Raw genomic sequence first — 21,413 nt, 5'->3', positions numbered from 1 at the left:
GAAACAGATTGACCAAAGAAATGATGGAAGATCTGTTGCAAGCTATCACACTATTGCTTGAAGAACTAAAAGATTTACAGACGAGCAGCCATCAAATTGATGAACTATATTCCAATCTGGAGACCGAAGCAGATAATGTTGAATTACATATCCATGGACTGCAACAAAACGTCAGGATTTTAGATAAAAAGTTAGCAATGGTAATAGAAGGCAATTTGGCTAAGGGAACAAAAAAGTTAATAGCGCAACGCATAAATTAAAGCGTGCATGTGCAGGCTTATTTTTTTTGCTATTTTATCTCTACCTGCTATCATGTAATGATAATTACTAATGAAAGAGGTGGAATCAATGACTAACTTTTCCAATACCTTCCTTAATAGCCTCCAAAAAAATAAAATCCTCCTTTGGCTTCTTATCTTAGCGATCACTTTACTCTGGGGCTATGCCTGGGTACTAATGAAAGCATCGCTGGATTATATGGGGCCATTTACTTTCTCGGCATTTCGGTTTGGTGTCGGCTCGTTAACGTTGCTTCTAGTCATGTGGCTGATGAAACTGGGTTTGCCGCCAAGACGATACTGGAAACCAATCGTTATTGTTGGCATCTTGCAAACATCCGTCGTTTTTCTTCTGGTCATGTATGGACTTCGTTTTGTAGATGCCGGAAAGTCATCTGTGCTTTTATATTCTATGCCAATGTGGAGCAGTATTCTGGCATTGAAATTTCTCGGAGAAAAAATAACACCCCCCAAATTCACGGGATTAATGATCGGTATGCTCGGACTTTTAACAATATTAGGCTGGGATATATGGGTTGGGCAAAATATCGAAGTGATTTTTGGTGAGCTTCTTATTATCATTGCAGCCATATCATGGGCAATTTCGAATGTCTATTATCGGATCAACCTACAGCAACTGGCAAAAATCCAGGCTTCAGCATATCAAATGCTCTTCGGCACCATCGGCATCATTATTGCTGCATTAGTTATGGAATGGAACCAGCCAATCGTCTTAAACGTACATAGTATATATTATATTTTATTCACAGGAGTTCTGGCCTCTGCTCTTTGCTTTACCGTTTGGTTTCTCATTCTTAGTTTAATAGACATGGTAACAGCAACCATTTCCACATTGCTAGTACCCATGTTCGGCCTGGTGTTCAGCAGCTTACTACTGAATGAAAAAATGTCAGCAGGTGTAGCGGTAGGATCCGGGATGATAATAGCAGGGATACTTATCGCACAGATAACAAAGAAGAGAGGAATACATAGTCATGACTAAAAAGGTAAAGATTGATTCACCAAGAATTATGGAAAAAATGCCGATTCTGGAGATCACTGATGCCATGCTGGAAGAGGCTTATATCAGTATGGGGATTGTTGAAGATTGCGAGCTTAGTAATCTAACAATTGATAAACTGTGCTTGGATAAGCTTATTTTCAAAAATGTGACGTTTGTGAATGTCACGTTCAGCAATGTTGAAATAACAGATGTTGTCTTTGAAAAGTGCAATATGGCCAATGTTGATTTTAGTGATGGAATTATCCATCGCGTAGAATTGAAGCAGTCCAAGTTCACTGGTGGGAATCTGTCCGGGGCTACCTTACGAAATATTGTGTTTGATTCCTGTCTAGCAGATATGGCGACTTTCGGTTTCACCAACTCCAAACAAGTAGCCTTTCGAGAGTGTTCTATGATCAAAGCTGATTTTTATGAATCAATCTTTAAAAATGTTCAATTTGACAGGTGTAATCTGGATCAGGCTAATGTAGCAGGTACGAGCTTAAACGGTATCGATTTAAGCAGCTGCACATTTGAGCAATTAGTTATTTCTTTTGAACAGCTGGAAGGGTGTACTGTTTCGGCAGAACAGGCGATTGGATTTGCTAAGGGATTGGGATTGATAATTAAAGAGGGGTAGGGATATCCATTGAAACCTAAAACTATCTATAAAAGTGAAGCAGGAAAGAAGAAGATTCAGGATTCCTATGAAAGTTACCTAAAAACATTCGATGTTGTTTTTGAGCGAGAATATGTGGAGACACGATATGGTAAAACACATACACTGGTTACGGGACCAAAGGATGGGAAGCCATTATTTATTTTACAAGGTGGAAATTCCGTTAATCCTGTGACATTATCGTGGTTTAAGAATCTATTACAGGATTATCGAGTCTATGCACCAGATACAATTGGGCATCCTGGTTTCAGTGAAGAAGTAAGAATTTCAGCTAAGGACAATAGTTTTGCGAACTGGCTTTCAGATGTAATGGATCATTTTAAAGTGGAGAAGAGTGCATTTATCGGTCCATCTTACGGTGCAGGCATTATTTTAAGGCTTGCAACATATCTCCCCGAAAGAATTGATTGTTCCATTCTAGTTGCTCCTGCAGGGATTAAGTTAGGCTCTAAATTCGATATGATTAGAAAAATTTTGCTTCCTTTAATGGCTTTTAATAGAACTGGATCGCAAGCAAGCCTTAATAAAATAGCGGATGTGATGTCAGCAGGCAGTATGAATGAACGAAATAAGCAGATAATCGGTGAAGTTTTTAAATACGTGAAACTGGAGCAGAATATGCCGAAGTTAACAGAACGAAAGGAGCTTATTAATTACAAAGCACCTACCATGGTCATCATGGGAGAGAAAGATATATTCTTTCCAGAGAAACAAGTTATTAATAAAGCCCGGCAGATTATACCTAATCTTGTCAGCTATCATTCGTATGATATGGGACATTTTCCTTCAGAAGAAATGCTGGAAGAGATTAATAGAGAAATAAAATCGTTTCTGAATACGCATTATTAAAAAATCCTCGATCGGATGTGATCGAGGATTTTTAAATAGTTTAAAAGAATAACAGTCCAATAGATATTGGAATAAAGCTGTAGATCAGAATCAATACGCAGAAGCCCATAATATCTCGAACTTTCAGGCCTGCGATTGCGAGTAATGGTAACGCCCAGAAGGGCTGGATCATGTTCGTCCATGCATCACCCCATGCAACGGCTACAGCTGCTTTTGCAGTATCAACTCCGAGTTCCATTGCTGCCGGAATCATAATCGGACCTTGAACAGCCCACTGGCCTCCACCAGAAGGAACGAAGAAGTTTACGACACCTGCGCTCAGGAAGGCGAATAATGGAAACGTAAATTCAGTTGACAGGTCAACGAACCATAAGGACATCTGTTGAGATAGTCCAGATGCAACCATCATCCCCATAATACCAGCATAGAATGGGAACTGGACAATGATTCCACCAACATTTTTGACCGCATTCGTTACGCTGTTTAAAAAGCGTCTCGGTGTTCTATGGAAAATGATACCCAGGAAAAGCATAATAAAGTTTACAATGTTAATATTCAAATTAAATCCATTATCAACAAAGAAGTAAATGATAAACGCGAGTCCCATTAACCCGATGACAAGTGAGATGATCATGCTGTTTTCTAAATGTTCTGCAGGTGTTCTGTCTGCTTTTGCTATCGGTTGATTATCAGCAGTATCGTCCTCTGAAGCTTCCGGTCTCCATAAGGAAGCATCTGTATTTTGTAATGGATCCTTTGACTTCATTAAGAATCTGTTTACAAACGGTAGTGTAAATAATAGAAAGAACACAATAAATAGATTGAAGCTGCTAAACAATGTTTCGGTAACAGGAACAAGCCCCATTGTGTCTTCTAAAAAATGTCCCGGTGTGGCTATAAGCAATGGAATGGAAGCGGATAGCCCACCATGCCATAATAAGAAACCACTGTAAGCACTTGCCATCAAAACACGATAATCAACAGATGGAACGCGTTTCGCTACGTGAATAGCAAAGAGTGCGCCGACAACGAGTCCGAATCCATAATTGATCAGACAAGCGATGGAAGCAACAACTGTAACTAACAGGATAGCCTGGCTTGGCGTGTTAGCGAATGTACTAATTTTACCTAAAGCATTTTTGACAATTGGCGTACTTGCCAGTATGTATCCCGTAACTACGATAAGCGACATTTGCATAGCAAAGGCCAGCAGATCCCAGAACCCATCACCCCAGTACCCAACCATTTCGACAGGAGAGCTTCCAGTGAATAGAATTCCTAATACAAACACGACTAAGGTTAAAATAATAGCAAATAGAAATGCATCTGGTAAATAACGTTGAACCATACGATCAAAAAACGATGTTATTGCTTGCATGTAAATCCTCCTTTTTAATTTTATAGAGCACTTTCTTGCTAATGGTATCAATCTATTCAGTTAAATCAAAATATAATTAACTATATGCTTGTTCAACCGGAAAAAGAAATAATAAAAAGTTTTTCAAAAAACATTTAAACATTCTCGAAACCTGCCGATATAAGTAATACATCATCATGATGAATGTTATGGCCTAACATTAGTAAAGAAATGGAGTAGACCTCAAATAATGAGTGAACACTCCAAAGCAGTACAATTTTGGTAGTAACTCTAAAATAGAGTTGTTATAAAAGCGAGACACAAGGATGTGACTCGTAAAAAAATACACTTACATGGAGGTAAGGAAAACATGATTATTAATCACAATATTTCAGCACTAAACACGCACCGTCAAATGGGTGCAAACAACAACGCAGTACAAGGATCTTTGGAAAAGCTTTCTTCAGGTCTTCAAATCAACAAAGCAGGAGACGATGCTGCAGGTCTAGCAATCTCTGAAAAAATGCGTGGACAAATTCGCGGGTTGGAAATGGCGTCTAAAAACGCTCAAGACGGTAGACTGGAAATGCCGCTCTAAGCAGCAATGCTTAGATGATAACTCCGTGAATTCGGTGGAACCCCAAACCAAACTTGCAGTGTGGATGGTGGGCAATACCGAGCCAAGCCTAATGAATTGGTAAGAAGTAGTTAGGAAGGTGTAACGATCAGGTGGTGAGGAACCATACCAATAACCCACCCACGAGCGCGGGGCATCCTAAAGGGATGAAGATATGATCTGAACTTTATGGAAACATAAAGAAGCAGCGGATAAACAGCCACTGCGATAACAAATTTGATTTCTCTAATCCAAACTGCAGAAGGTGCATTGAATGAAACGCATTCAATATTGCAGAGAATGCGTGAGTTAACTGTACAAGCGGGTAACACAGGGACACAAGAATCAGAAGATTTAGCAGCGATTCAAGCAGAACTTGATTCATTGATTGAAGAGTTAGGTGGTACGGCCGATAGTAAAGGAATTGCGGATCGTACTGAATTTAACAAAAAAGCTCTATTAGATGGTACCTTTACAGGAGTATTTCAAATTGGAGCAAATGCAGAGCAGCAATTAACAGTTACTATTGGTGATATGACAGCAGACACATTGGGTGTAGGTACACTTAATGTAGAAACTGCGGATAGCTTTGATGGGAATATTGCATTAATTGACACTGCTATTGAAACTGTTTCAACAGAGCGTTCCAAGTTAGGTGCAATTCAAAACCGTCTAGAACACACAATTAATAACCTAGGAGCATCTTCTGAGAACCTAACAGCTGCAGAATCACGTATCCGTGACGTAGATTATGCTGAAGCTGCGTAAATCGCAGTGTAAGGCACAGTCGTCCTAACTGGTAACGGTTAGCGAGCACGACCGGGTGAATTGCTGGAAACCCCTGAGAGCTTTCTTCTCCACAACGTAGCTGGAAACAGCAAGCGTGAAGGATTAAGAAGAAGAGAGATTGGGCAATCAGCAGCCAAGCGCCTGTGGCGAAAGCCTGGCGAAGGTTCAACGACTAGAATAAACCACCTAAAGCACAAGCTATGGTGATGAAATTCGTAGGTGAAAGAAGTCTCATTAACTTCTGAATCCGAAGTGCCCGGCCCCTACTAGAATGCTAGAGGGTGAAGATATAGTCTAGTCATTTGTTAAAGCAAATGTTCGCACGATGGCGAAAGAAATGATGGAGTTCACAAAGAATAATATTCTTACTCAAGCATCACAAGCAATGTTAGCTCAATCCCAACAAATGCCTCAAGGAGTTTTACAACTACTTAGGTAATAATGGAAGGGCGTCTAATCTGGTAACGGATTAGAGTATGACTGGGTGAATTGCTGGAACTTCCTAAAGCGCTACATGCCACAACGCAACTGGAAACGGTAAACGTGACGGTTTGAAAAATGAAGCGATAACACAATGGATAATCAGCAGCCAAGCGCCTACGGTGAAAACCTGGTGAAGGTTCAACGACTAGAATGCACTGCCTAACGTGAAAACCACGGCAATGAGATTCGTAGGGTGATAGTTTATTATCATTCGAAGTGCCCAGCCCCTTTGGAAGTGCCTGTCACTTCCCGATATTTGTCGAATGACAAAATTGAAACAAAGGGTGAAGATATAGTCTATTCTGTGATCGAAAGACACAGCGGCAAAGCAAGCCAACCAACAACCACAAGGAGTATTACAACTACTTCGTTAATATTAGATTTTATGAAAGGGACTCTAGCTTTGCTAGGGTTCTTTTTCTTAGGTAATAAATGGAATATTAAAAGCGTTGAGTTTCTAGAATTTATTTGTTATCCCAAAATTACGAAATAGAATCAATCAGTTTAACATTTAATGAGTACCCATTTACTTAGTTCAACAGCAAATCCTTAAATGACTATATTTTTCAATTCTCTTAAAAAGTGTAAAAAGGATGAAGAAATATATTTTCTGAAATTCAGGGAAAACTTTAATTGCTAATCTAGCCACTAGTAAAAAAAGCATTGAATTTATTTAATCAATCGCCCCAGTATATAAAAATGGAACATACGTTTTGTTTTGTGTTATAATAGATAGGGGTGCTATTTTTGAATAATTATAGGTCTATGAGCCATAGAAGATTACTAAACGAACCAATTATTGCGGTTTATGATGATTTATTTACTGGTGCAAGGAAAGGTCTACCTAAAGGAACATGGCAAAATGACAAGAACGTGATTATTATCAGTCGATATGTTTTGGAAATGAAAATGGGATTGAGTAGAGAGGAAATACCACGTATCAACCGCTTATTTATAAAAGAACAAAAGCTTTGGGGCGTATTAAATCGTTTTAAGTCCATTAAGAAGTTACTTAATTTTGTTTATCCTGGGACTTATGATGAATTCGACTTCCCCAGAGTCTCGGAGGATTATTGGGCTTCCAAGGAAAACATTAAAAAACGCCTGGAAGTTATTCTAAAGCAAAATAAATTATCTTTGAATGAAATTCCGAATGTCGTCTCCTATGATAAACTGGTAGAATGGGGATTTTCCAATCCGTTGAAACGCCATAATGACTCTCCGTATCAGCTAATGAATAGCATCTACCCTAACCGCTACAAACCATTTCAATTTAAGAAGGTCCCTCAGAGGTGGTCCAAGGACTTAATAATGCTAAGAACCCATTTCTTGGAGATGCTTCAAAAGGAAAAAATATCTTTTTATGAAGTTCCTGAAAAGGTTAATCAAGAAATGCTTCTTAAGTATCGTTTTAGTGGGGCGATGAGCAAATGTAATAATTCACCATCAAAATTTATTATGACTTTATTTCCACATGATTTTAATCAAGAAGACTTTCCCAAAACTCAGGGATATTGGCATGATATACATATTGCTCGGAATACGATATTAAAGCTGATTAAAAAAAATGCTATCCCCTATACTCAAATACCCCGACATATTACAAAACAATTACTGATAGAAAATGGTTTAAGTGGTTTACTTGATAAATACGCTGGATCTCCAATCAATATTATTCAGACGTGCTTCCCAAATGAATTTGATATTACAGAGTTTAAGAGAGTGCCCAATCGATATTGGTACCATAAAGAAAACCGAATTAAAGCTCTTCGCTTATTTTGCAAAAAGAATAATATTGAAAAGCAGTCATTGCCTACTCTTAGTAGAGCTTATTTTTGTCAACACTTCCCCAGGTTTGTTAGCGTGCTAGACAGACACTATGAAAGCAAAAGTCATTTATGGATCATAGAAGCATTTCCAGAACATAAATTGAAAGCAAGTGATTTTAATTTGCTTATTGGAGATGATGGTCAGGCATGTGATTCTAAAGAGGAATTATGGCTACATAACTTTCTTGTGCGCAACTTAACACAAGCTGTAATCTTGCGAGAAGGAAAACGATTTGTAAATAAACCAATTAACGAAGCATATATTCCTGATTGGGTCATTCAGCTAAATGGAAAAAAGGTGATTGTGGAGTATTTTGGTTTATATGGAAGTAGTCGCTTTCCTAACTATACAGAACGTGCAGATAGAAAAATTACATTCTATAAAACGTTAATAGACTATAAATTTGTTGGTGTCAAACCGATGGATTTGAAAAACACAGATGAAATAATCAATAAGATAGCAAATGACGATATTATTATCAAGCCCTAGAATTTGGTGTAAGACCCCCACCACGGTAGTGCGCTAAAGTGCAATGAAGTTGAGTAGTGTTTGGAAATTCCTGTATTTGTCGTATGACAATTTCGAGACAAAGGGTTAAAATATAGTTCATACTCTGATCGAAAGACACGGCGCAGAAGAAACCAAAATAGTATACAAGCGAGGAATCAAAATGGAGAAATACATAGATGTTATGAAACAATTAACAGAATTACTAGATACAACACCTGAAGGTCTGAAGCATACGCAGTTGTTACTAAATGAAGGGAAGTATGAGGAGACATTTCTTTTATTTGGAGATGTCGTTCAGGCTCTTTCGGCTATTGAAAGTACGTTAAATGGATTACCTGAAGAAATTTTATCGACTAGTATTGAACAATTAACAATAATAGTTAAAAGTGCTGTAGAACTGGTTGTACGTTCATACGAAGTAAAGAACTATAGTAAGGTGCAAGAGGTGTTACAGCATACCCTGATACCAGGATTGATTAGATGGAAAGTGGGGCTGGAAAAAGAGTTAGAAGCCTATCTGGTTAATTAGAAATTCAAGAATTATTCTTATAGAATTAGCCAATAAATAATGGTAAAATTAAATCAGCAGCTACATAAGTAGGATGGGCGGTTGGCCATTTCCCTTTAGAAGGGAGGTGGTATTAATGGTGACATATGTGGAACTAGTTGGCACACCAATTAACTTTGGCATTTTCCTCGCAACATCGTTAGCAGCGATTATAGCGATAATTGCTTTAGTTGTCACCAATAAAAACAAGAAGTAACCGCCCTTCCCAGACCAATGGATAAAGGCTGTTACTTCTTTTGTTTTGCAAAAGTTGGTCACCGCTCTTCTTGCGGTTTGTAGTTGTCATGACCGGGTGCTGATACACTCGGTCATTTTTATTATACCGATTTCTTAATGTAAGTATACCTTATTTCTGTAATAGTTTTCAAGTATATGAACACTGTATTATCATGAAAATACAATACATTTTATTCATCTTGCTTTACGTTTTCACTACACCACTGTGATTGTGACATCTTTCTTAAGTTGCTAACAGGGGTGCTTTTTCACTGGTCTTAACCTGTCCCTCTGTCTCCCCCCCCCTAATCCCTTTCGCACAATTCAACATTCCAATTTAATCCATTTTCCGTTATAATACATATATTGTGTTTTTTAAATTAATAGAAAACAGGAGGCGTAATATGCTAAATAAGTCACTCATTGAAGATGTATTATCTGCTGCACTGACAACAGGTGGGGATTTTTCTGAAGTGTTCGTGGATGACCGATTTACAAACCATATGACATTTCAAAGTAATCGTTTGGAAAAGAATATATCAGGCAGGGATTTTGGTGTAGGTATTCGTATTTTTAAAGGGTTGCAAAGTGTTTATGCTTATACAAATGATTTTTCGAAAGAAGGTCTTTTAAAAGCAGCCAAAACAGCAGCTCAAGCAATTCAAGGGGAACAAGGTGAGCGTAACATCATTTTACCAATGGATAAAAAGATAGTAGAAACAGCACATCCCATTCTGCAATTGCCTAATAGTGTGGAGAAAATACGGAAATTAAATGTGCTCCGCAAAACAAATGAAATAGTTAGGAATTATGATCCAGCCATTTCACAGGCAATGATAAATTTATTGGATGAAGAGCAGCATGTATTAATTGCTAATTCGGAAGGTACCTATGTAGAGGATAAAAGAGTGAGAAGTCGATTAGCTATAGCAGCCATTGCATCCAATGGAAGTGATATGCAAACTGGGTTCTATGGACCAGGTGCACTTCAGGGATTTGAATTTATCGAAGGATTGGACCTGAATCATTATGCGAAGGAAGCAGCTCGTGTTGCCGTTACTATGCTCCATGCAGACCCTGCTCCCAGCGGTAAGTTCCCGGTCATTATTGATAATGAGTTTGGTGGGGTGATATTCCATGAAGCTTGTGGTCATGGCTTAGAAGCAGCAGCCGTTGCTAAAGGTAATTCTGTATTTGCTAATAAAAAAGGTGAGAAAGTAGCTTCTGATCTCGTTACATATATTGATGATGGCACACTAACAAATGAATGGGGATCCATTAACATCGATGATGAAGGAGAAAAGGCGCGCGAAAATATTTTAATTGAAAATGGTATTTTAAAAGGTTACTTGATTGATAAGTTTAATGGCAGAAGAATGGAAGAGGAATCGACTGGTTCTGGGAGAAGAGAATCCTACAAGTTCGCTCCGACCTCACGAATGACCAACACCTATATAGCTCCAGGAAAATCCACATCAGAGGAAATTATTGCAAACACAGAATTCGGAATATATGCAAAATATATGGGTGGCGGATCTGTAAGTCCAGCTACCGGAGATTATAACTTTGCCATTAATGAAGCTTATTTAGTAAAAGACGGGAAGATTGATAAACCGTTACGTGGTGCAACTTTAATAGGAAATGGTGCTAAAACGATCCAGAAAATTGATATGGTTGGAGATAACCTTGGACATGGTGCAGGAATGTGTGGCGCTTCTAGTGGTAGTATTCCTGTTAACGTTGGTCAGCCAATGCTTCGTGTTAGTGAAATTACTGTCGGTGGAAGGGAGGAGAACTAAATGGAACTAACAACATTTCGCAACCAGCTTTTTGCAGAAGGAGAAAAATTAGGTTTTACAGATTTGGAGCTTTATTATGAAAAACAGGAGAGCTTTTCCTGTGACATTTTTAAAGGTGAGATAGACGGATTTGAATCATCAACTGTCAATGGGGTATCACTTCGAGGCCTTTATGACGGAAAAATGGGCTATGCCTATACGGAAAAGCTAGACGAAGATTCTGTACGTTTTTTACTTGATAGTGTAAAAGAAAATGCAGCATTAATAGAGGATGAACCAGAGGAAATATATGCTGGAGACACATCCTATCGGGAAATGGACTTTTATTCTTCATCCCTTTCTGAAGTAACAACAGTAGATAAGATCGCATTTATGAAAGAAGTCGAGAAGAAAATATACGCTTATGATTCCAGGGTTGTTCAGACTGATTATGCAACACTGCAAGATGCAACAGTGGAAAAAGCGTTATTTAATAGTAAAGGACTGTCTTTAAGTGATCGAAACAATATACTTGTCGTCATTTTTTCAGTTGTGGTGAAAGAGGAAGAGGAGCTTAAATCTGACTTTCATGTAACGAGAACGCAGGACTTTAAATCTCTTGATCCAAATAAAATCGCAGCAGAAGCTGTTGAAAAAGCATTAAGTTATCTAGGTGGAAAAACGTATCCAAACAAAAAGTACTCAATTATTTTCAAAAATAGTGCGGCAGCGTCTCTTCTAGCAACATTTGTCCCTTCACTTTCTGCTGAAGCAGTTCAAAAGGATCAATCGTTATTAAAAGGGAAACTCAATGAAGATATCGCATCATCTCACGTTACGCTTACAGATGATCCGTTTTTATCCAATAGTATTCATAGTGGAACGTTTGATTCAGAAGGTGTAGCAACTAAACAGCTAACAGTAGTAGAGAATGGGAAGCTGGAATCCTACTTTCATAATTTAAAAACAGCTAAAAAGGATGGTGTCGCCTCAACAGGTCATGGTCATAAACCTTCCTATAAAGATACAATCGGAATTAGTCCGTCGAATCTCTTTATCCAACCAGGGGAAGAGGCATATGAAGATTTATATGAGGATCTGGAAGAAGGCATCATTATTACAAACTTAGCAGGACTGCACTCCGGAGCAAATGTAATTTCTGGCGATTTTTCATTAGCAGCAAATGGATATTATGTAAAAGCGGGAAAGATTGTTGGACCAACCAACCAAATGACAATTGCAGGGAACTTTTTTGAAATATTACACGACATTGAGCAAGTAGGATCAGACCTTGAATTTGCACCAATGAGCGCAGTTGGAAATATAGGATCACCATCATTGAAAGTAAAGCGTTTATCAATCGCTGTAGATTAGTAGAATGAGTCCAGGGGACAGAGATAGAGGTATGGCTCTTCTGTCCCGTTTTTGAGAAATAGGAGTATAGAATTTTTGGCGGCAATTAATTCTTACGCTTAAACAGCCTCGTCCGGCTCCAATGCCCATTGCCTAGCGCCCTTGCGATAACTCAACATCGGTAAAGCTACTGATAAGGTAAGCTGACTAAAACCAGGCCTGTGCTCAGGCGTGGGCATACCCCTATATACGGGCGATTGTGGAGTAAGTCTTATCAATTACGTAGTAGACTCTTAATACGAAATAAAGGTATTTTTGATATCATAGATAAATAGGAATTTGTAAGGATGTTAAATCAATAATTACAAGTATAAACCCACTAAATACAAGAGAGGATATAAAAAATGAAAATTCTTAGTTTAAACATTAATAACTTTGGTGGGTTAACTCCTAAACCGTTACCAAATGATTATAATAATAGTTTTGAGAAAATTGATTGGAATGCATGGAATAATGCAGTTAATATATGGAGAAACGAGATAGATTCAGATAAGAATATATCAAAATTAATGGAGTATGTGAAAAATAAAAACATTGATATTATTTTTTTTCAAGAATTTGATATTAATTCGGTTGCAGGTAAGAATTTTATCAAAGAACTGAAGAAGTTTCGTTATAAAATTGTATATCCAAATACCTATTGTGAGGATGACTTCAAAAAAGGAAATAAAAGCATCACAGTAATGTTCATAAGGGTTGATTATGAAATTTTGCCTTATAATTTTTCTGGAAAAATGAGAAATGTTGAAGTTAAAGTTGGTGATAGAATATTTATTGGTGTCCATATTCCGTTAGGAGACAAAAATTTTTGGGATAATATGATTGAACGCTATAAAAGTAAAAAAGAAGATAAATTACTAATAATAGGCGATATGAATGTTTATGACTTGGGCACAACGCAAAAAGAGAAATTTATAAAACTTCTATCACTTGGGGCAGTAGATGCTTGGGTAGAAAAGAATAATTCAATGGATAGGCCGACTGCTAATACTGGAAGACGAATTGATTATGCCATAATGACACCATCACTATATAGCGAATTAATAGATATAGTTATTGATGATACCCTAAGAAGTAAATGTGTTACAGATCATTCCGCAATTATGGTGGAAGTGGAGAAATTTAATTAACGAACAAAACAAATACGATTTACAGAGTGGATTTAATAGTCAATACAACGCTACTATTCAATAGAAAATGATATTCCACAATCAGCTATTGTGGAATAATCCGAACAAAAAAAGGTTGTATGATTTAAGAAAGAGGTATCCGAAAGAACTTTTGGATATCTTTTTATTGGTTTTGGAGGGTTTTTGGATTATTATGTCGAAGTATGAAGTTGGTGAGGAGGAAGATAAATGAAAAGTGAATTAGTAAGTTATAGGGCTGGTGGATGGTGTTATTATGGTATTAACACTACTAAAAATCCCACATTTAAAGAAAAAAGATAATATAGGTAAATTTGTGACGTTTGGACAAGGCGAACTTTCAAATGAGATGCAAGAATTAATTCTTAATGGAATCAAACAAGGTATCACTCCATTAGTTAAACATACTGATATTAATACACTTGATTTTAACCCATGTTCAAAAGATGGTTCATGGGTGATTGTTTGGTATTCTTCTGATGAAGAAAAGGCTTTGAAAGGGTTAGATTAGGTTTTAATTAGTCATTGGTTAGTAGCGAAAACTAAGTCTGGTAGATATTATAATATTTTATTTTAATATGACAAACAAACTTGAATTAGTGAATATGGCTAACTATTTAATTCATCCATTTCTTTGAAGGATTTAATGGATTTAAAGAAGTACTTTCAACAGATAGGAGTGAATAGTATTGAAATCATTAAAATTTTATTTAGCCCAAGTCATTAGATATTATTCAACTGCCCAGATTCTAAAACTCTCTGTAATAGTAACATCTGTTTTCCTTTTAATTGATGTATTAAATTTATTTTCAAAGCTTTTGCTATCATATGATGTGATGATAGTTTTAATTGTCACTAGCGCAATTATAATCTTCCTAATTTTAACTGTTCTTGAGTTTAATATTTATGAGGTTATTAAAATAGAAACTATAAATTTATTAGATGTATTTGCTATTACAGTATTTATTTCAGCATCCTTATATTTATGCCTATTTACTATATTCCCAATTTATAATTCCTATAAATTACTAATTTTAATTATCTTATTAGTAACAATGTCAGTTATTCTAATCTTTAGAATAAATAAAATGAATCTTTCCTATAAAAAAGCTACTGAATATGAATCAAACTTTATAGATTTGAAAAATATTTATAATGGAGATTTTAAGATCAAAGATGGTGAAACGATTGTTGTTAATGAAAAAGATGTGGATTATGATTTATTTGAAAGACATAGTGTCATTAGTTTATTGTATAACACCATTAAGCAATCTAACCCAAATGAAGGATTTGTCATTAGCCTAGAAGGGGAATGGGGAAGCGGAAAAACTACTATTATAAATAATACCAAGAAACTCTTAAATCAATACGATGAAGAGATAGTATTAATTGATTTTGACCCATGGGCTTTTTCCAATCAAGAAAGTCTTCTATTAGGGTTGTTTGATGAAATTATAAGAAAGTCTGGATTAAATTATAGCTTAATTTCAACAAACCAGATGGCACAAACATTTTCAACCAATATTTTTGGTAATGGAAAAGCGAATATAATTAAAAGTTTTTTTAAACAAAAAGATTCAAATGAAGTAATAAAGAATAAAATAAATGATTATTTAAATCATTCAGGAAAAAAATTTGTCTTTTTTATTGATAATATAGACAGAGCTGAAAGTAAGAATATTTTATTATTATTTAAACTTGTAGCCACAGTTTTTAATTTTGAGAGAGTAATATATGTTCTCTCTTTCGATAGTGAGAGGGTTAAAGAAGTATTTGAAAAAAATCACGATATTGACTTTAGTTACCTTAAAAAGGTTATTCAAATGCAAATAAGAGTCCCTAAATTGGATAGGGAAATTTTTAATAACGTATTAGCGAAAAGTTTTATAAATTTGCTTAGCGGATATGGAGCTAATAATGAAGAAATTAATAATTACAAAAGTGTTGTAAATAGCATTTGTAATCAAACAACAGATATGAGGGATTTTAAAAGGTTCATTAACTCTATATTAAATAGACCAATTACTTACTTGAAATATCTTGATAAACGTGACTTAATGGCAATTGAGTATATTCATCTAAATAACCCTGCTTTATATGAAAAAATAAATCAAAATAGAATCTTCTTTATTTCCCATGATAAACGCTTTGACAAAGGTACTTATTCAACAATATTTAATAATAAAGAGATTAATAGTAAAGGGAAAGAGTTTTTTGATAAATTATTTGAAGGGGAAGTTAATGAGCAATATAAGGAAATTTTAAAAGAAATTTTTCCTTACGTAAAGAAATATTGTGATAATCAATCTCTAGAATATGACGGAATTATTGTTAATGATGATCATCAGTATAAAGATATTGGAAAAAATAGAAGAGTTTGTAGTGGGAAATATTTCGATTTATATTTTACGTACAGTTCTAATGAATTTGTTGCTATTGGAGAGATGGTTGAAAAAATAATAAGTACACTTTATGAGAGTTATGAATTTTCAGAAAAATTAAAAGCATTTAATTCACTCATTGAGCCTATGCACTTTTCTTATCAAAAAGAGTTACTTGAGAGACTGCAATTGTACACGGATAGTCTCGATAGTAATTCGGCATTTGATTTAGCTTTAATATTATTTAATAATATTGATAAATTTGATGATTCTCCTGGCTTCTTTTCATTAAGTACTCAAAGTAGAGGGGAAATAATCCTTTGGGAGTTATTACAAAGGATTGATGATAAGAGTTATGAAGAATTTTTAATCATTATTAGAAAGAAATATAACATAATATCGAATGTCGGAGGTATATTATACTGGTTTAACCATGATAGAGAAGGAAAAAATATCGAAGGAAGAATGGAAATGATGGAAGAAATACATCAATCTATGGCAAATGAAATAATAGATGATTCAATAAATATATTTGACGAAAAATATTATAGCCATCGAAATATTTGGGGCTTATATCATGTTATTGATGAGAAAGGAAAGGTTAAAGATTTTATCCGAAAGAATATAGATGATAATAATATATTTAAATTGCTTTATGATATTACTGGAATTTCTGTTGGTACTAAAATAACTTATTACATTAAAGCAGAAAGCCTAAACTTTTTAACGACTGAAGAGGAAGTTGATGACATACTGAAGAATGTAAAAAATTTTTCTGAAGATCAAAAGTTTATCTATGATGTATATCAAGCTTATAAAAATAAAATAAGAGACGATTGGGGTGATCTTGCTATTTCCACAAATGAGATCTTAACACTAAATCCATAAAATTGCGTTCGAGAAAGAAAGGGGACGGACCTCTTGCTTCTTTCGTTTTGCTAAACGAAGGAAGCGTGATCCCATGCTTCTTCAACCGAACAACTCTCTTATTACACAGTAGACTAAAAACTATGCAATAGTGAATTTTGGATTGAAAATCATTACTTGGTTCTCAGATTTTGTATGTTTTTCATGCTTTGTTAGTTACCTGTTTATTTCAAGTGGATATTTACATAATTCTGGTAAATAAAACTGGTATGATTTCAATTTAAAGATATTCTTTTAAACTAACGAAGCAGGAGTGGGGAAAGTGGCAAAAGTGTATGACTTAACAAAAGTTGATCAACCTATAATTGCAATTGATGAGGAAACCTTTATAGGATATATAGATGTCCGATATTCTTTAACTGTTCCATTCTTGAACCGAATAGACGGTTTGTCTGTAGGGATTGTATTAATGAATCCTTCTAAAGCCAACTTAGATATATCAGATGGCACTGTTAATAAACTAATTGATTTTTTTTATGACTATCAGATAGATGGACACCGTATTAAAGAAATTACCATTTGTAATGTCTTATCTGTTTATGCCAGTAATACCATCTCGGCTAAAACACAAATTAGGGCTTTACACGAAGCAAATGTCTTAGATAGAGTTCAAAAGTTAAATGAAGCTAAGCTGGCAGTAACCATGAAGGATAAGAGACTAATAGTATTAGGTTGGGGGAAACCAGAAGTAAAGACCATTCCCAGCCTGTTTTATTACAAAGAAGTCCTTCGTATTGTTGATTTACTTTCTATTTTACACAAAGAAGAATTATATGTTTTTGATATTAAGAATGCTATTAGCACTTTTACCGAGCATGGAGATCCACGTCATGCAGGACGTTCTGTTACTTTAAATGACTTAAAAAAGATAAGTGTTTCAGAGTTATTTGGTCTAGGGTAATTTAACTATAGTTCGAATAGTTAAGGTACTTTCTTTGAAATTGCAGAGTTTTTTCTTCTTCAATAAATGAGTGGCTACTATTTTCTACAGGGTGAAAGTATTGAATTTATATAATATCTTTTTTGATGATCAAGGAAACATTGAGTTAAAGGAGGAGTGATGTTCATTGGAAAAGTGCCCAAAATGTAAGAAGTTGGTCAATTCAGAAGAGCTATTGCGTTATGTTAGTGAGTTTGATAAAAGAACTCATATCTGCTTCAATTGTGCCATAAAAGAAGGTCAACCTGGTAGAGCAGAACCATACCGAAATATGCCAAAGAGTAAGGTATATTTTCAAAAGAAGAGGAAACGATAGTTTTGCATTTTAATACTATTCAAAATTAACTGTGTTAAATGGAATATGGGAAACCAACCCGCTCTTTTTTGGCATAATCGGATCCTGATAACATATATCGGACCTGTACTGTTTTTGTTCAATTTGGTACAACTCCTAATTTCAAATCCGCATTAAAAAAGGAGAAATTAAGGTTGATTATCCTTACCATATTCTTGATGTTGATTTGGAAGTTGTATTAGCTACAATGAAGGAACTAAGACAGGAAAATAAATAAAGTTAACTAGTTAACCTCCTATCATTTAAGAAACATTAAATGCTGCAATTAAATTAACGAGTACTTATGCTTAAGAAGAATAACTGAAATAGTAATTTACTGCACAGTACAATACTGTTCAATAGAAGAATGATCTTCCACAATAGGGCTTTTGTTGAGCATCAAAAGCCTAATTTCTCACTATAGATACTGAGTAATTAGGCTTTTTTATCTTTCAAAATCCTTAACGCTGCCCCATTGGTAAATGCGGTGGCAGCAAGTGGTAAATCTTGTGGCATTCGCTGGTAAGAAACATGACAGAAGTAGTACATGTACATTCTTATGGCCGTAAACTGGCAGTAAGACCACTATTGAAATTTCACCTCATAAGCAAACTACAGTCTAAAACAATTCACTTCAAATATAAGCTCTAAACAAAAAAGAAACAGCCCCAATAAAGGCCATCCCCTTCTTACACCTATTCCTCTATCCTAAACTTCCCAACCTCTTCCTGCATTTCTCTTGAGTAACTCTCCAATTCTCCAGCCAGATGATTCAGCTGCTCCATTGAAGCTGTCTGCTGTTCAATCGATGCAGCTACTTCTTCAGTTCCAGCTGCTGTTTCTTCACTGACTGCTGCTATATTCTGTATATTTGTTGAGATGATTTGCTCTTGGTTTACCATGGTTTTCATTACATCCATAACTTCATTGATTAATTGATTATTTGTTTGGATGGCGGTTTGAATACTTGCAAATGCCGCTTCCGTTTCGTTGACTGATTTTGATTGTGTTTGCATGACATCATTGGTTTGGCCAATCAATGTTACGGATTGCTTTGTATCTTTCTGCATTTCTTCTATTAACACAGAGATGTCACCCAACGCATTTTCCGATTGCTCAGCAAGCTTTCTGACCTCATCAGCTACTACGGCGAAACCTCGTCCATTTTCTCCGGCTCGTGCCGCTTCGATGGCTGCATTTAATGCCAGCAGATTGGTTTGGCTCGCAATATCGGCAATTTTCGTTACGATTTCATTTATGTTTGTTGATTTATCGTCCAGGGATTGGATAGCTTCTACAACTCGACTTGTCATTTCGCCAGTGTCCTCGGACTGTTTTCGAAGACCTATTACTGTCTCTGTCCCTTTTTCCGAAAACTCATTCATTACCTTTGATTCTTCAAAAATTCTCGTATTATAGTCTTCTACCTGCCTAATATAGGTTGATAAATGTTCGACTGCTACAGCATTTTTCTCCATCAATTCGGATTGATCGCCTGCACCACTAGCTATTTGCTCCATGGTAGTTGCTACTTCATTGGATGATGCAGTATTCTCTTCTGCACTGGCAACTAGTGTCTGGGATGCTTCTGAAACATGGAACGAAACGCCTTTTATTTTTACCATCATCTGCTGGATTTGCTGGAGCATTTTGTCAAAGCTGCTGGACAGCTGTCCAATCTCGTTTGTCGAGTTGATATTGGCCATCGCTAATAGATTGCCGTTCTCAACTTCCTGCATCGTGTCCTGCAGTACTTTAATTGGCTTAGTAATTCTTCTTGTGATAAAAAACGCAATAATAACAGCCAGAACGATAATTATTCCAAGTGTTACTAAGATGGGCAAGAGGGTTTGTGTAGCAATACTTTGAAACTCGCTTTCATATACAGTCTCAGCCAGTACCCAACCGGTAATCCCATTTGTAGCGTAGCCAAGTATTTTCTTCTCGTCAGACTCTGTGTATTCAATTACACCGTTTTCTCCACTTGACTGAACCTTTTCATAAAAAACTTCCTCTACTGCACTTTCACCGAGCAGCTCTTCATCAGGATGGGAAACATAATTCCCGTCTGGACTGATAATCATCGTATAGCCTGTTTCACTCGAACTCATTTTATTCGTAATGTCCAATAATGTATCAACGAGAATATCGGCACCATTCGCTCCAATTAGCGTGCCATTCGCAGAGTAAATAGCCTGTGTTGCTGTAATTACCATGTTTCCTGTTGCAATATCTACATATGGTTCTGTCCAGACTACTCCGCCGTCAGCTTCTATCGCTTCTGTGTACCAACCCCTGGTAGTCCCGTCAAAATCGCCTAAATCTGCATCAGGGTAGATGGTTGTATGCCCGTCTGTACTGTCAACTGTATAAACATTGATAATGTCCTCATCTGCATTGACTGTAGCACCGAAGTAGTCCATCAGTTCGTTATAGTCTTCATCTCTATCAAAATCTAAAATAATGTCACTTTGTGAGAAACGATTTAGTACATTTGCTTTATTCGTAAAAAAAGTATCGAATGTATTATTTAAACTCTCCATCTGCATCTCGATGCTATTTGCCTTTTCATTGATAAGTGTGCTCTTACTGATGGTGTAATTGGTAATAGCAATAATGGCACCCGCAATGATGATCAATGTCAGAAAAGGAATGAGAATTTGATTTTGCAGTTTGCTTGACCGCCGTGGAGCTTGTGATTTGTTGGTGGAAGTAGACATTTTACTTTTCATTAATACCCTTCTTTCCTTATATAGTTGACTTAAATCATTTACTTAAAATTACAAACTATCACTCTATTTATATTATCGTCAGAGTTGTAAAAAAGTGAAGTGTCGAATAGTTCATTTATCCTATTTTTAGTTAACCAAAAACGATCACGTTGTGGTGACCGTTTATTTTTAGTTGCTGTATTGTTAAATTTGAATCTTTCCGTATTATTAATCCTATTGTTAAATTATCGTTTATTACCGGTTACAGAAAGAGTACATAGGATTGTAACAGTGAATGGACTTCAGTTTCTGTGTTATAAATTACGCTCCTCTTTGACTGTATTTTTAAAAACATAGAATAAATAATACAAAATTAAGTATTGGAATAAAATTTACACATTTTAGCCAAAGTTTCGATTAAATTTTTTTGAATTAGTCCTTCATAAATCTAAAAAATAACCGATAAATAGAGTAGTAGTTTATATCTATTTCTTTTTAACTTAATCCAAATAGAAAAAGGCAAACCATCTGAAAGGGTGGGACGCAAAACGAAGGGTCTACGGTCGTCTGACTAGGATCGCCTTGGTTACCACTGTAGATTTT

15 protein-coding genes, 2 pseudogenes and 1 riboswitch are annotated in these 21,413 nt (G+C 35.8%); of the genes and pseudogenes, 15 read left to right on the top strand and 2 right to left on the bottom strand.

Annotated elements, in window-relative coordinates:
• Nucleotides 1–8 precede the first annotated feature (8 nt).
• The 4 genes from QGM71_RS05315 (at nucleotide 9) to QGM71_RS05300 (ending at nucleotide 2,809) form a co-directional block, all read left to right on the top strand.
• Nucleotides 9–260: a hypothetical protein gene (locus QGM71_RS05315; protein WP_327606491.1), complete on the top strand. Its 252-nt coding sequence runs from the start codon at nucleotides 9–11 to the stop codon at nucleotides 258–260.
• 88 nt (nucleotides 261–348) lie between these two features.
• Nucleotides 349–1,281: a DMT family transporter gene (locus tag QGM71_RS05310; protein WP_327606490.1), complete on the top strand. Its 933-nt coding sequence runs from the start codon at nucleotides 349–351 to the stop codon at nucleotides 1,279–1,281.
• Nucleotides 1,274–1,921 carry a pentapeptide repeat-containing protein gene (locus QGM71_RS05305; RefSeq protein WP_327606489.1) on the top strand — a complete coding sequence of 216 codons (648 nt, stop codon included), beginning with the start codon at nucleotides 1,274–1,276 and terminating at the stop codon, nucleotides 1,919–1,921. The genes QGM71_RS05310 and QGM71_RS05305 overlap by 8 nt, the downstream gene beginning before the upstream one ends.
• A gap of 9 nt (nucleotides 1,922–1,930) precedes the next feature.
• Entirely contained in the window at nucleotides 1,931–2,809 is an 879-nt protein-coding gene (locus QGM71_RS05300) for an alpha/beta fold hydrolase (protein ID WP_327606488.1), read from the top strand.
• Nucleotides 2,810–2,849: 40 nt separating this feature from the next.
• On the opposite strand, the gene QGM71_RS05295 is transcribed toward QGM71_RS05300, so the two are convergent.
• Nucleotides 2,850–4,187 (bottom strand): short-chain fatty acid transporter, encoded by a 1,338-nt coding sequence (locus QGM71_RS05295; RefSeq protein WP_327606487.1) that lies wholly within the window; start codon nucleotides 4,185–4,187, stop codon nucleotides 2,850–2,852.
• Nucleotides 4,188–4,536: 349 nt separating this feature from the next.
• On the opposite strand from QGM71_RS05295, the pseudogene QGM71_RS05290 reads away from it, so the two are divergent.
• The 11 genes and pseudogenes from QGM71_RS05290 to QGM71_RS05240 all read left to right on the top strand — a co-directional run.
• Nucleotides 4,537–4,743 (top strand): annotated as a pseudogene (locus tag QGM71_RS05290) (flagellin N-terminal helical domain-containing protein); the annotation flags it as partial.
• Nucleotides 4,744–5,022: 279 nt separating this feature from the next.
• Nucleotides 5,023–5,550 (top strand): annotated as a pseudogene (locus tag QGM71_RS05285) (flagellin); the annotation flags it as partial.
• Between the two features lie 346 nt (nucleotides 5,551–5,896).
• Nucleotides 5,897–6,010 carry a flagellin gene (locus QGM71_RS05280; protein ID WP_407702993.1) on the top strand — a complete coding sequence of 38 codons (114 nt, stop codon included), beginning with the start codon at nucleotides 5,897–5,899 and terminating at the stop codon, nucleotides 6,008–6,010.
• A 791-nt stretch (nucleotides 6,011–6,801) separates the two neighbouring features.
• Nucleotides 6,802–8,373 carry a hypothetical protein gene (locus QGM71_RS05275; protein WP_327606486.1) on the top strand — a complete coding sequence of 524 codons (1,572 nt, stop codon included), beginning with the start codon at nucleotides 6,802–6,804 and terminating at the stop codon, nucleotides 8,371–8,373.
• A 181-nt stretch (nucleotides 8,374–8,554) separates the two neighbouring features.
• Nucleotides 8,555–8,923: a hypothetical protein gene (locus QGM71_RS05270; RefSeq protein WP_327606485.1), complete on the top strand. Its 369-nt coding sequence runs from the start codon at nucleotides 8,555–8,557 to the stop codon at nucleotides 8,921–8,923.
• A 659-nt stretch (nucleotides 8,924–9,582) separates the two neighbouring features.
• The gene (locus tag QGM71_RS05265) at nucleotides 9,583–10,977 is read left to right on the top strand and encodes a TldD/PmbA family protein (protein WP_327606484.1); all 1,395 of its coding nucleotides are present in this window, start codon (nucleotides 9,583–9,585) and stop codon (nucleotides 10,975–10,977) included.
• Nucleotides 10,978–12,330 (top strand): TldD/PmbA family protein, encoded by a 1,353-nt coding sequence (locus tag QGM71_RS05260; protein ID WP_327606483.1) that lies wholly within the window; start codon nucleotides 10,978–10,980, stop codon nucleotides 12,328–12,330. It begins immediately after the preceding gene.
• Nucleotides 12,331–12,713: 383 nt separating this feature from the next.
• Nucleotides 12,714–13,499, top strand: a complete 786-nt coding sequence (locus QGM71_RS05255; RefSeq protein ID WP_327606482.1) for an endonuclease/exonuclease/phosphatase family protein — start codon at nucleotides 12,714–12,716, stop codon at nucleotides 13,497–13,499.
• 274 nt (nucleotides 13,500–13,773) lie between these two features.
• Nucleotides 13,774–14,028 carry a hypothetical protein gene (locus tag QGM71_RS05250; protein WP_327606481.1) on the top strand — a complete coding sequence of 85 codons (255 nt, stop codon included), beginning with the start codon at nucleotides 13,774–13,776 and terminating at the stop codon, nucleotides 14,026–14,028.
• 178 nt (nucleotides 14,029–14,206) lie between these two features.
• Nucleotides 14,207–16,786, top strand: a complete 2,580-nt coding sequence (locus tag QGM71_RS05245; RefSeq protein WP_327606480.1) for a P-loop NTPase fold protein — start codon at nucleotides 14,207–14,209, stop codon at nucleotides 16,784–16,786.
• A 301-nt stretch (nucleotides 16,787–17,087) separates the two neighbouring features.
• Entirely contained in the window at nucleotides 17,088–17,726 is a 639-nt protein-coding gene (locus QGM71_RS05240; protein ID WP_327606479.1) for a DUF1643 domain-containing protein, read from the top strand.
• Between the two features lie 1,068 nt (nucleotides 17,727–18,794).
• Here QGM71_RS05240 and QGM71_RS05235 read toward each other — a convergent pair.
• Complete coding sequence (locus QGM71_RS05235; RefSeq protein ID WP_327606478.1) at nucleotides 18,795–20,831, bottom strand: methyl-accepting chemotaxis protein; 2,037 nt, start codon at nucleotides 20,829–20,831, stop codon at nucleotides 18,795–18,797.
• Nucleotides 20,832–21,318: 487 nt separating this feature from the next.
• A riboswitch (cyclic di-GMP riboswitch) is annotated at nucleotides 21,319–21,404 on the top strand.
• Nucleotides 21,405–21,413: the final 9 nt, after the last annotated feature.

It is taken from the genome of Virgibacillus tibetensis, assembly GCF_036026595.1.
GTDB classification, from domain to species: Bacteria; Bacillota; Bacilli; order Bacillales; family Amphibacillaceae; genus Virgibacillus_P; species Virgibacillus_P tibetensis.
Note: the sequence above shows the minus strand (reverse complement) of the source record. Positions and strands in the feature narration are given on the sequence as shown.